Consider the following 13,582-nt stretch of genomic DNA (forward strand, 5'->3'; position numbering starts at 1 on the left):
ATGATTTTATAGATTACAATTTAGATTATATTTTGTGCCATCAACGGTAACTTCTAAGCTTACGCCGTTCTCACTAAAAGCTTGCTTAAATACCGCATTCAACTGTACTGCACTCGCTTGGATACTTGGGTAAACCACAGTAATGTAACGAGCCGTTTGTCCGGCAGTTTTCACCATATTTACGCCGTAGGCTTTACGGCTAAACTCCACACCTGGCGTGTAAGATAATTTTCCGTTAAACGGAACAGTGGTTAAAGTTTCGTCTGCGAAGGTTCTAACAACCACGTTATTACCATCAGAAAAATTTGTGTATGCGCCATTCTTATCTCCCGCTAAAACAACTTCAGTATCGCCTTCGCATAGATTAAAGTTAAGATTAACAGTTCCCGTTGCGCTTCCTATTCCTTCATCTACAAACACAAAGAAAGATTTGTTTACAAAAAACACATATCTGCGGTGCTTTAAGTTGCTGTATCCTTGGTTTTCAACCGCAATTACCTCTGTTGGTCCGTTTGAAACTACAGCTAATGATTTACCTTTTCCAGTAGTAATATTTTTGCTGTTCAGCGTCATGGTATTATGCACCCTTGTTTGGCGATACCATTCTCTGTCTGTATTATCTGTACCAGAATAGGCAAATACACCTGCATCCGGGAAGAAATTACGCCCTTTATGATAAAGTTCAAATGTACCGTTATCCGGTTGATTATGGCTCCAAACCGCAAAAGCATCATTTGAGTAATTATTGCTTAAAACCAACATGGTTGATAACCTATCCCAACCGTTACGCAATACGTAATAGCCAGATTTTGTAAAAGCTTTTGGCGCAGAAGAAGGAACCGTTCCGCTTTTTCCGTAAGAAGACATATAAAATAGCTCCTTATCATCTGGAAACATTTCATGATACCTTACAAAGTTTTTGTTAAGTACCGATCTGCTCCAAGAGCTTTGGCGGGTATCGTTAAAACCAGGAACATACTGGCTATTTGAAGCTGTATTTGTGAAGTAATTTGGATAGGTGAAATTCATTACCACTTGAGCGGCCTTAAGTAGGTATTGGTTAAAGTCGGCACCTGCATTACCAACAATTAATGGGTTGGCCTGCGCAAGTTTAAGTACTTCGTAAAAATCTGCTATGGCAGCAATATGGTAGCTTAAATCAAGCTCAAAGTGCATACCATCGTCTAAAAACTGCTTTTTAACTTCTGTACCCAATATTTGAAAACCTGTATTCATCCAGCCAGATGCATTTTTAAATTCGGGAAACAACACTCCGGCAAAGGCAAGTGAACCGCCTTGAGATATTAAAATATTTCCATCCTGATAAGGATACTTCACCAAAAAATCTGAATGCTGGGCAAACTGAACCATAAATTCAGAAAACCACTCTGGCGTAAAATTTACGGAGTTTTTATAGTACTCAAACAACTGAGTTTGTACCATAACACGCTCAGCAACCTGTAATTGCCACCATGTTGTGGTATTGGTACCTGTTTCTGGCATGGGGTTTTTCTCTAACCAGTTTTTATATACGCTAATCCAAGATTGAATATATTTTTCATCTTTAGTGGTGCGGTAAACTTTCGCTTGCGGAACAAACCATTGGTGCCTGTGTAATTGCTTTTGATATTCATCATCAGCTCCGGCTGGCTTAAATAACCAATTGATAGTTCCTGTTCCCAATGAGTAAGGCATTTTCTTAACAGCATCTTCGTAATAGTTATTTACAAAAAACCTATTGTTATCTAGTGCATAATCAGCCTTAAGCTTATCATCTTCTGATGAGTTTACGTTAATTAACGACAAGCTTGGATTAACAACGGTTGTACGTGATCGATAATACTCGAGAATAGCTTTAACAGATTCGTAAGGCTTGTCTGCATCGTGTAATGCTTTAGCTTTTTCCAAACCTGGATAGCTTAAATTAATTACCTCAAAAATCTGAGTGTTTATCACTCCGTTAGGTTTTATGGCTCCAGTGCCTCCAGGGTTAGTGTTGACTTGCTTGATCGGATCTTTTTTACACGAAAGAAGTGTAAAAAGTGTAATGGCGTAAATGAAATACTTCATACTCACAGTTTAATTGGCATAAATGGTTTGTTTTTGGTGTTTTGGTTAAACGGATCTAAATCCTTTTACTTTTGGTGTCCTTGTTTTAGCAAATCTCGTTTAAATCTATTTTTATGTATTTCACTTCTGATTAATATGATTTCAATATTGGCTAATCTTTGTTTTCATGTTAAATAACAAAGTTTTTCACACGCTCTATTCACGGATTGCAAACACATCTAGTTTTCACTGCTGACTCTCATTCCAAATCAGAAAAAATATTAAAAAATTAGCGTGTATTGCGATGATTGCTTATTTTAAAAAAATATAGCGAACATTAAACTGCCCTTTTTAAAGTTTCAAAATCCAGCACAAAAAACCTTATAAATTTTACCAAAAGATTTTGCCTAATAAGCGCTAAGCAAGACAGATTAAAACTGAATATTACCCTGTTTCCTGTTTTTTACATGTTAATCAGGAAAGATCGATTTTGGGTTTACTTAAGCGATTATGATGGGGCAATTCAACAAAAACGAAAGAGTTTAAGATGAATTTAAAAGTCCTCGTTAACTATAATAGCTAAATTCGTTTAACCAATTATTATAACTAACATGAAGCTAAAACTACTAAGTAGAGCAGTTATGCTGCTCGTATTATTGATTTGTGCAAATACCTCCTTCGCACAATCATTAAACGTAACGGGAACAGTAACAGATACCGAGGGCATTCCTCTTCCCGGAGTCAACATTAAAGAAAAAGGAACCAAAAACGGCACCGTAACAGATCTAAACGGAAAATACGCTTTAAAACTGGCTTCCAAAGATGCGGTACTATCATTTTCCTATATTGGATTTTCTACAGTAGAAGAAAAAATCGGCAATAAATCAAGCTTGAATGTAAAGCTGGGTGCCGACAATAAAATGATGGATGAAGTACTTGTTGTTGGATACGGAAGCATCAAGCGTAAAGATTACACCGGTGCTGTATCTTCTATTAAAGGAGATGAATTAAGTAATGTTCCGGTGCAGGATGTTGCCTCTGCTTTGACGGGGCGTTTGGCTGGTGTACAGGTTACTGCTTCTGAAGGAGCGCCGGGTGCTGGAATATCTATCACTGTAAGAGGTGGTGGATCTATTACGCAAAGCAATGAGCCACTATACGTTGTTGACGGGATTCCCCAAACGGAAGGGTTAAACTTTTTAGACCCAACAGACATAGAAAGTATTGATGTTTTAAAAGATGCCGCGGCCACTGCTATTTATGGGGCAAGGGGAGCAAACGGAGTAGTTTTAGTAACCACAAAACAGCATAAGCCAGGCAAAACCCAAGTTACCTACGATACTTATTACGGAGCTAAAAAAATTGCAAGAACGTTAGATGTATTAAACCCTTACCAATACACAATTTTGCAATATGAAAGAAGCTTAGGCGATGCAACTAAAACTGCTTCTTTTATCACTAACTATGGAGCATTCGCAGAGTTAGCATCGCTTTACGCAAACAGACCAGGAATTGATTGGCAAGATGAAGTTTTTGGTACTGCAAATAGTCAATATCATAAGGTTGGCGTAAACGGCGGAAATAAAGAAACCAGATTCAACTTGTTCTATTCCTTCAACAACGATGAAGGAATAATGGTTACCAGTGGTGCAAAGAAAAAGGTAGCGAAATTAAGTTTGAACCATACAGCTAACGAAAAACTTAAACTTAACGGAAGCATTAGCTATTCGGACCAAAAAGTAAATGGAATTGGCACTGGAGAAGGAAACTCCAATTTTAACCAGTTGCAAAACGTACTAACTTATAGGCCAACTTTTGGAAAAGCAGGTAATGACCAAGATTTAGTGGATTTAGATCAAGATCCTATTTTGGAGGGAAATTCTGGCAATACTTTACAGAACCCTTTAACCAATGCAGAATCTCAACAACGACAGAATTTCACCAAATATCTTTATTTAAACGCTGGTTTAGAATATAAACTGCTAAAAAACATTACTTATAAAGGTTTGGTAAGTTTTAGAGATGCGAATTCTAACAGAACTATATTTAACAATAGTAGATCTGTAGTAGCTAGAAGAAACAACGGACCGTTTGGAGAAATAAGCGATAATAACAGACATGGCTGGAACTATTCTAATACCTTAACCTATTCCAACACCTTCAATAAGCTCCATAAATTTGATTTATTACTTGGTCAGGAGCAAAACTACACCATTACCACATACAAAAACATCCAGGCTAATGGTTTCCCGTTTGAAACGTTAGGATTGAACAAGCTATCAGAAGCAGCTACTTTTTTAGCCACCAGTAACATTGAAGATGAGAAGATTTTTTCTTTATTTTCAAGAGCTAATTACTCTTTTAAGGATAAGTATTTGTTTTCTGCGAGCTTAAGAGCAGATGGTTCCTCAAAATTTGGAGCAGGTAACAGATATGGCTACTTCCCTGCTGCTTCGGCCGCATGGCGAATTATCGAAGAAGATTTTATGAAGAATCAAACGGTAGTGTCTGACTTGAAGTTACGTTTAAGTGTTGGTAATGCCGGCAACAATCGTATAGCCAATTATAGCTCATTATCTTTACTAAATGTGGGTAACTATCCGCTAGGAGATGCAAATAATGTTACGGTTTATCCAAATACATTACCCAATCCCAATCTAAAATGGGAACAAACGTTTTCGCAAAATTTAGGGGTAGATGTAAGTTTTCTTAACCACAAAATTCAGTTAACAGCAGAGGCTTACAGTAACAAAACCAAAGATTTATTGCTTAACGCGGAAGTACCAATGCTATCTGGTTACACCAACATGCTGATCAATGCAGGTTCAACCAGTAATAAAGGTTTAGAGTTTACCCTAAACACCGCCAACATCAATAAAAAAGATTTTAAATGGAACACTAGTTTTAATATCTCTTTTAATAAAAACAAAGTGTTAAGCTTAACCAGCGGAGAATCATTCATGTATGCATCATCTAATTGGGGTGTACTTTCAGAAAGTGATTATATCGTTCGTGTAGGAGAATCATTGGGTCAAATTTACGGCTACCAGTCTGATGGATTTTACCAAGTGAATGATTTCGATTTTAACCCAACCACCCAAGTTTACACTTTAAAACCAGGTATTTCTTACGATACCAATAACAGTCCACAACCTGGCTTTTTAAAATTGGTGAATCAAAACCCTGCTGATAATTTATTTATTACAACAGAAGACGACAGGGTGGTAATTGGGAACGCTTATCCAATTCATGTGGGTGGTTTAACCAACACTTTCGTTTACAAAAACTTTGATCTAAGTGTATTTTTAAACTGGTCTTACGGTAATGATGTTTATAATGCGAATAAGTTATACAGTAGCCAAACCAGATTAGATTACAGAAGTGCATTAAGCTTTGTTGCAGACAGATGGTTGACTATTGATGCTAGTGGCAATAGGTTAACAGATCCTCAGGCTTTAACCGATTTAAATAAAGGTAAAACAGTTCCAGCCTATAACGGTGCCGGAACAGATGTTAAACTTTATGATTCAATAATTGAAGACGGTTCTTTCTTAAGAATAAACAACATAAGTTTCGGGTATAACATACCTAAGCAATTAACGTCAAAACTAAAAATTGGCAAAGCAAGAGCATACGTTACTGCTTATAATTTAGGCACAATAACCGGATACTCTGGTTATGATCCGGAAGTAAGCACAAGAAACAGCAGCGGCTTAACACCTGGTGTCGACTTTGGGGCTTACCCAAGAAGTCGCTCTTTTGTTGCCGGTCTAAACTTATCATTTTAATCAATTAAATATAATATCATGAGAAAAGTGAATAAAAGCATCTCTAAAAATATATCAAGGTACGCAGTAGTCGGACTTTTAGCCGCGTCAGTGCTTACCTTGGCTTCATCTTGCGAAAAATGGCTAGAAGAAGACCCCTACTCCCTATATGTTGCAGAAACCTATTTTAAAACGGTTGATGATGCTAAAAAAGCAACTTTAGGAGTTTATGAAACCATGTCGAAGTTAGAGACTTACGGGTTTTACATGTCCCTGGTTTATGATATCGATTCAGACATTGGTCATATGGACGGAACTGGCTTAAGCAATGACAACAGAACTATCGCTCACTACAATGTATCTCCGGGCCATAATTACACCAGAAAAAGTTGGACTAGTTTGTATAACGGAATAGATAGAGCCAATCTGGCTATTGCTAAAATACCAGCCATGGATTTGTACAGCAATGGAACAGAGGCACAAAAGAAAGACTTGAAAAGATGTTTAGCAGAAGTTAAATTCTTAAGAGGAATGTATTATTTTGATTTGGTACGCTTATTTGGCGATGTGCCCCTGAAGTTAAAGTTTACGGAAGCATCAGACGATTTAAAGTTAGCTCGAACTGACAGAGAAACAGTGTACGATCAAATCATCACCGATATGAAAGAGGCGATTGATGATATTCCAGAAGTATCACAGAAAGTAAATGATGAACGCGTGAGCAAAGGTGCAGTTAAAGGTATTTTAGCTCGAGTTTATCTATACAGAGGAGGATATTCTTTAAGACAAGACGGAACCAGAAAACGTCCTGCTAATTATAAAGATTATTATGCAGAAACTGCTAGACTAACCAAAGAAATCATGGAGTCGGGGGAGCACTCGTTAAATTTGAGCTTCGAAAACATCTTCAGAAACTATTGCACTCTTAAACTGGAACCAAAGGAGTCGATGTTTGAAGTTGCTTTTTACAATGCAACCGGCGACAATGACAATAGCAGTTATGTGGGTTCATGGAACAGTCCAATATGTGATGCCGCTGCCCCTTTTGGAAGAGCTAATTCGTTTTATAAAGTATCTCCTTTATTCTACAAAAAGTTTGCAGCAACAGATACTAGGAAAAAAGTAACTATTGCGACATTCCAAATTACCGCTACTGGCGATACCACCACATTAAAAGCAGGAACAAACAATGACCGGAAATGGGCGCCGGGTAAATGGAGACGTAACTGGCAGGGAACTTCACCAAAAAGCACAAACAATACCGATTTAAATTGGACTTTGTTAAGATATTCGGATGTGCTACTCATGAGAGCAGAAGCAGAATGGATGTCTAATAATGAACAACCAAATGTTGCAGCTTATTTAGCGATTAACCAAGTAAGAAGAAGAGCTTATGGTTTACCGTTGGGAACAGTTAGTGCGGTAGATATTCCAACTACTGTAACAGGCTTGCCGTTTTTTGAAAAAATAAAAGAAGAAAGAGTTTTAGAACTAGCATACGAGGGATTGAGAAAAGGGGATTTAATTAGATGGAATATTTTAGGCGAAACACTTCGAAGTGCCGAAACAGCGTTAAAAGCTTACTCTACCGGCTTCCCTTATATCGCAGGAACTTATTTTGTAGATAATAAACACGAGTTATACCCTATCCCAACAAGAGAGCGAGAACTAAATATTAACTTAACACAAAACCCTAATTACTAAATGATGAAGCGCATTTTATCTAATGGATTGCAACTTGTTAGTGCTTTAATTGTAATATGTTTCGCATTTGAAGCTACTGCGCAACCCAGAATAAAGATAAATCAAGAAAATTTGATGAACGAGATGCGAGCTACGCCGTTTCCGTTAAATGCCGCTGTGATAATTAATAAAAAAGTAGCATTTATGTGGCCTTTATTGGGTAAAGGAAACGCCGGTTCTGTTTTGGACGGCGTTTCTGATACTTCAACAAAGAAACCAGATCCTAACGCCGTAAATTACAAGATACGGATCTCCAAAAACAAAAAATTTAAGAAAGGTACAATCACTGCAGAGACTTCATGGGCATTTTATAACCCAGCTGTTGAAATGGAAAGTGGTCTTTGGTATTGGCAATACGCTTACGTGGATAAGGGAAAAACCACTTGGTCTAAAACGCTGCGTTTTACGCTTAAAAATGGTACAGCTAAATTTTCTACACCAACTTTTGAAGATTTAATCGCAAAACTTCCTAAAACTCACCCCAGAGTTTGGGCGCAGCAAAACACGTGGGATACTTTTATAAAAAATAGTGTTGGTAAAGAAGAAAGAGGATGGTATTTAGATAAAGCTAACCAGCTTCTAAAAACAAAAATACTTCATATCAGTAATACTATCGATACCAGTAAAGTTGCCGAACTAAACGATAAACTTAAACAAAAAGCAATGCTCATCCGCGAAAGCAGAAGAGTTGTAGATAAGGAAGAGGCTAACACGGAAGTTTTAATCCGTTCCTATCTGCTAACTAAAGACGAGCGTTACTTTAAAGCAGCAATGGATAGGGTAAAAGAAATCATCAGTTGGCGAAACAGTGGCTTATTAGCTGGCGATTTTAACCAATCTACCCTGCTTTCATTAAGTTCAATGGCTTATGATTCTTTCTACAACATACTTTCTAAAGATCAGAAGCGATTACTTTTAGCAGAGATTAAAGAAAACGGCAATAGTTTTTTTGAGGAATTTGCAAACCATTTAGAAGCACATATTGCAGATAACCACTCTGTACAAATGACGCTCCGTATTTTAACCATGGCTGCTTTTTCTGCTTACGGCGAGCTGCCCGAAGCAGCAAAATGGGCAGATTACTGTTACAATTTATGGATTGCCCGCTTCCCTGGCGTAAATAACGATGGTGGCTGGCATAATGGAGATTCCTATTTCCATGTAAACATCAGAACCTTAGTAGAAGTGCCGTATTTTTATAGTCAGCTGAGTGGTTACGATTTTTTTAGCGACCCCTGGTATCGAGGTTCTGCTATGTACGTAATTTATCAGCAACCTCCTTTTTCAAAATCAGGAGGTAACGGAAGCTCGCATCAAAATGTTGTAAAACCAAACGGCACCAGGGTTGGTTATGCAGATGCTATTGCTAAATTGACCAACAATACTTATTTAGCCGACTATGTAAATGTAATTAGAAAAGAAGAGCCAAACATCCTAAAAACAGGCTTTATGGCTAAACCAGGAGATTTATCTTGGTTCCGCTTACAATCGGATAAAACTTTACCAAAGGGTAAGGGCCTTAAAGACTTATCATTATCGTATGTTTTCCCAAATACAGGTTTAGCAAGTGTAATGTCTAATTGGGGCAACATCAAACAAAGCGCCATGCTGTCATTTCGATCGAGCCCATATGGTTCTACCTCTCATGCTTTAGCAAATCAGAATGCCTTTAACACTTTTTATGCAGGTAAACCTCTATTTTATAGCAGTGGGCACCACACCAGTTTTATCGACGAGCATGGTGTTTACAGCCACAGAAGCACCAGGGCGCATAACAGTATTTTGGCCAACGGAATGGGACAAAAAATAGGTACCGAAGGTTACGGATGGATGCCACGATATTATAACGGCGAAAAAATCAGTTACTTTTTAGGTGATGCTTCTAATGCTTATGGTAAGGTAGCTTCGCCCCTTTGGTTAGAAAGAGGAAGACTTTCAAAATTAGAATACTCGCCAAAAAATGGCTGGGACACCAATCATGTGAAAACATTTCGCAGGCACATTGTGAGTTTGGGCGGCGCCGATCTGGTTTTTATTTATGATGAATTAGAAGCCGATAGTGCAATAACCTGGAGCTATTTACTGCATAGCATTGAAAACCCAATGACGGTAGCAAATGATAAAGATTTTGTTCATGTACAGGCAAACAACCTAAACGGAATTTCTGACGCTTACCTTTTCTCTAAAGATAAGTTGAAGACTACCCAAACCGATAAGTTTTTTGTTCCGGCAATAAACTGGTTAAAATCCGATGATAACGGTGTATTTAAACCTTACAAAAATCATTGGCATTTTACAGCCACAACTCCCAATAGTAAAGTTTATCGTTTTGCAACGGTAATTAGTACGCACAGTAAAGACGGTAAAGCAATTACACCTAAGTATATTGACGCAAATACCATTGAGGTTGATAACTGGATTATTAAAGTAAACTTAGCTGTAACAGGCAAAGCAACCTTCGCTATAAAAAACACAAAAGAACCGCTAAGTGTAATTTACGACGGCACTACAGTAATCAAAGAAAATGGTAAAACTGTTTCTTTAAAAGATCAATTGCCAGAATTGGAGATTTGATGGAGTTTTATATAAAGGCTAAAAGCAGAATGCACAAAGCCTAAAGCTAAAAACCTTTATAATAACACATTATAATGATTGATTATGAAATTAAATAATGACTCTATGTAATTAAACAGGTTCTAAATATCATCCTCACTTTTTTAATTAAACCTTTTAAAAATAAAATGAAATGAGAAAAAGCAGATTTAACTTAAGAAGTTACACGTTAATAACTTGTACAACTTTACTTTTTGCCTGTACCAAAAATAATGGAGTGGTAGAAAAACAAGCTTCTCTGACCACAGAAAATGGCATAGCACATTCCAGTATTAAAACACAAGCAAGTGGTAGTGTTTTGCTTAATGTGGATTATGAAACAGGTACCACCAACTCTGGAATTACTGGTGTAAACCCCACCAACGCTACTGCTTCCGATGCCGTTTACATGGTAAGCCCAGGCAGAAATGGCAATTATGCAGTTGCGCACAAAGTTACGCTCGGACTTCCTGGCTATTTTTCAAACGACGCCTACAGAAGTGAAAGTGACGCAGACAATATTCCCGCTGCCAGATTTGCTTCCGGTGATGAGCGTCGCTATGAATTTAGTGTTTACTTAAAAGACTGGGAGCAATGGAATTCAAGTAACCCACCCTACGGCGATAATCTTTTCCAATGTAAAATTACTTCCGGCGCATCCGTACCCATTAGAATATTAACCAAAAGAAACTCAATTGTAACCAGAACTGGTGCTACTGCTCAAGATAATCTTGTTACAGACTTCAGACCTTACATCAATCAATGGATTGATTTTCGGATTGATGTGCTTTGGTCAAACACAACAACTGGCTATTTAAAGATTTACACTCGGTATCCTGGAGAACAAAATTACACCATCCGATTACAACGTCTCAATACAGTTACCTACACTGGAACTGCAGCACAACATGGATACATTAAATGGGGAGTGTATAGAGAAGCTGGAACAAGCTTTACTGATAACGCTTTAACACGTATTGCATACCATGATGACGTAAAAATCACTGCACTTAATTAAGTCCTCTTCCTCTTTTAATTTACACAATAATGAATTAAAGATGAGTGTGGGCAAAACAAAAACATCTGAAGGCTAACATGGAAAATAAAACAAAAATTAAAACTGCTAGAGTAGTAACGGCGATTTCGTCTAAGTTAAGTCTCATTATTTGCGGAATTATTCTATTCAGTGTCAGCTATTCAGTTGCACAAACAAATAACAAAACAACATTACTTGCTAAGCTAGACCTTAACCGGTCTGGCTTAGCTCAAGTAAAAACCTATTACTTGGCAGGCAAAGCAGATAAAGCTATTGAGAGTTTATTGGTTTATTACAAAACCAGAAAAAACATCATCCATCCGGATTTAACAGTAAATGCTAGTACCGGAAAACCAATTGTTGGAACTTTAGCCGAAACAGATTTAAAAAGGGCAAACGACGCTTTAAACCACACCTTTTTTGTTATGAATGGCTACCCAGCCTTTGATTATGGAAAAGACATCAACTGGCAATATTGGCCAGTTAAAGACAATGAGCTCAAATGGCAAATACACCGTATGGCTTGGTGGGATGCTATGGCTAAAACCTACACTGCTACAAATGACGAGCGCTATGCTAAGGAATGGGTATTTGAGTACGCAGACTGGGTTCGTAAAAACCCGATAGGTTTATCTGAAGATAACGACAATTTTGCTTGGAGAAGTTTAGAGGTTAGTGAGCGATTAGAGCTACAATCAAAACTGTTCTTCTACTTCATCAACTCAAAAGCTTTTGACGAAGATTTTTTGGTTACTTTTTTAACCAACTATGCCAAACAGGCCGAACGGGTAATCAACAATTACTCTACAGAGGGAAATCATCTATTGTTCCAAGCGCAACGCGTAATATACGCAGGCACTGTTTTTCCAGAATTAGCCGATGCAAAAAACTGGCAAAAAAGCGGAATAACAAAGTTAAACGAGCAAATTGGCATTCAGGTTTTTGCTGATGGCATGCATGATGAACTGGCATTTCATTACCATATTGCCAGTGCGAACACCTTTTACAAAGCTTTGAGGATGCTTGATTTAAATGGCATAGCATCCCAGTTTCCGCAATTTTACCTTGATAGATTAGAAAAAATGATGATGGCTGTTGTCGAGTTTTCATTCCCAGATTATAGCCACCCAATGTTCAGTGATTCGTGGTTAACAAGTAAATCTGTAATGATGAAAAACTTTAAAGATTGGTCTTCAGTTTACCCTAACAACAAAGTTTTAAAATATTTCGCAACAGATGGTAAAGAAGGTTCGTTGCCAAATCACACTTCGCACAGATTGCCAGACGGCGGCATCTACGCTTTCAGAAGTGGTTGGGACACTAATTCTACCAATTTGATATTAAAAGCAAGTAAACCAGCTTTTTGGCACAGTCAGCCAGATAATGGAACTTTTGAGATTTGGGTAAAAGGCAGAAATTTTATGCCCGACCCAGGAGCTTTTCTTTACTCGGGCAATGCAGCAGTTAACAAACAGAGAGACTATTTCCGCCAAACCAAACTGCACAACACTTTAACGCTAGATAACCAGAATTTAACGGTTGATGCCAAAGAACTAAAATGGAGTACAAGCAACAAATTAGACGTACTGGTTTACGAAAACCCTAGTTACGAAAACCTAAAACATAGAAGATCAGTGTTTTTTGTCAACAAAAAGTTTTTTGTAATTGCTGATGAAGCTATTGGCAAAGCAACCGGTGATGTTGCAATTCATTTTGCATTTAAAGAGGGTGTAGTTGACGCAGATTATATTTCAAAATCTATAACCACCACCAACGCCGATTTAAATAATATTACCCTTAAAACCTTTGCACCACAAAACGCTAATATGGTGGCCGAAGAAAATTTTGTTTCCTACAAATATAACGAGAAAATAAAACGTCCGGCTTTTGCAATACAAATGCCCAAAACCGAAAACCAAACACCTCGGTTTTTAACGGTAATTGTTCCGTTTAGCGGCATAGCAGTTGTGCCTAGCATTGATGCTAAATTCTTAAAAACAAACGGAAATACGCTAAAAGTTAAAGTAACGGTTGACGGAAAATCTCATAAATTAAAATACCATTTGCGTTAAAAACCAGCATTCAAATTTCTACATCGCATCATTATCAAATAGTGATGCGATGTTTTCTTTTTACCTCCACATCACTTCAGTGGAATTGTTAATCATTTGCCCAATTTCTTATTTCGCAAGCACACATCACACTCCTCAAACATTATCGCTCCCATTTTATAAAACTCCCTAGTAATTGCCAAAGCAGGTTATAAGCGTACCTTTCCACCATTTAATTTTGGTTTCAACCAAATCGAAAGCATTTTAAACAAATCCAAAAGCTAAAACCGGCTACCTTCGCTAATTTCACGTTCCAATTATAAAAAGCTTAACATCAGCTTTAC

At 37.5% G+C, this 13,582-nt stretch carries 6 protein-coding genes; 5 read left to right on the top strand and 1 reads right to left on the bottom strand.

From position 1 onward, the window contains the following. Window positions 1–6: 6 nt before the first annotated feature. The gene (hepC, locus tag B176_RS0109170; RefSeq protein WP_017258508.1) at window positions 7–2,070 is read right to left on the bottom strand and encodes a heparin-sulfate lyase HepC; all 2,064 of its coding nucleotides are present in this window, start codon (window positions 2,068–2,070) and stop codon (window positions 7–9) included. Window positions 2,071–2,660: 590 nt separating this feature from the next. Here hepC (B176_RS0109170) and B176_RS0109175 point away from each other — a divergent pair. The 5 genes from B176_RS0109175 to hepC (B176_RS0109195) all read left to right on the top strand — a co-directional run bounded on the left by B176_RS0109175 (window position 2,661) and on the right by hepC (B176_RS0109195) (window position 13,259). Then, window positions 2,661–5,837 carry a SusC/RagA family TonB-linked outer membrane protein gene (locus B176_RS0109175; RefSeq protein ID WP_017258509.1) on the top strand — a complete coding sequence of 1,059 codons (3,177 nt, stop codon included), beginning with the start codon at window positions 2,661–2,663 and terminating at the stop codon, window positions 5,835–5,837. Between the two features lie 18 nt (window positions 5,838–5,855). Beyond that, on the top strand, window positions 5,856–7,520 hold the full coding sequence (locus B176_RS0109180) for a RagB/SusD family nutrient uptake outer membrane protein (RefSeq protein ID WP_017258510.1): 1,665 nt from the start codon (window positions 5,856–5,858) through the stop codon (window positions 7,518–7,520). Beyond that, a complete protein-coding gene (locus tag B176_RS0109185; protein ID WP_017258511.1) occupies window positions 7,521–10,133 on the top strand; it encodes a DUF4962 domain-containing protein in 2,613 nt (870 codons plus the stop codon). It abuts the gene before it with no gap. A gap of 172 nt (window positions 10,134–10,305) precedes the next feature. Beyond that, complete coding sequence (locus B176_RS19330) at window positions 10,306–11,169, top strand: heparin lyase I family protein (RefSeq protein WP_017258512.1); 864 nt, start codon at window positions 10,306–10,308, stop codon at window positions 11,167–11,169. A gap of 77 nt (window positions 11,170–11,246) precedes the next feature. Continuing rightward, window positions 11,247–13,259, top strand: coding sequence for a heparin-sulfate lyase HepC (hepC, locus tag B176_RS0109195; RefSeq protein WP_154647936.1), 2,013 nt, complete (start codon window positions 11,247–11,249; stop codon window positions 13,257–13,259). Window positions 13,260–13,582 lie beyond the last annotated feature (323 nt).

The organism is Pedobacter arcticus A12 (assembly GCF_000302595.1).
Taxonomy (GTDB): Bacteria; Bacteroidota; Bacteroidia; order Sphingobacteriales; family Sphingobacteriaceae; genus Pseudopedobacter; species Pseudopedobacter arcticus.

What these genes read in the sequence shown, in the direction of transcription:
- hepC (WP_017258508.1), bottom strand. Translation starts at nt 2,070, where the DNA reads ATGAAGTATTTCATTTACGCCATTACACTTTTTACACTTCTTTCGTGT.
- B176_RS0109175 (WP_017258509.1), top strand. Translation starts at nt 2,661, where the DNA reads ATGAAGCTAAAACTACTAAGTAGAGCAGTTATGCTGCTCGTATTATTG.
- B176_RS0109180 (WP_017258510.1), top strand. Translation starts at nt 5,856, where the DNA reads ATGAGAAAAGTGAATAAAAGCATCTCTAAAAATATATCAAGGTACGCA.
- B176_RS0109185 (WP_017258511.1), top strand. Translation starts at nt 7,521, where the DNA reads ATGATGAAGCGCATTTTATCTAATGGATTGCAACTTGTTAGTGCTTTA.
- B176_RS19330 (WP_017258512.1), top strand. Translation starts at nt 10,306, where the DNA reads ATGAGAAAAAGCAGATTTAACTTAAGAAGTTACACGTTAATAACTTGT.
- hepC (WP_154647936.1), top strand. Translation starts at nt 11,247, where the DNA reads ATGGAAAATAAAACAAAAATTAAAACTGCTAGAGTAGTAACGGCGATT.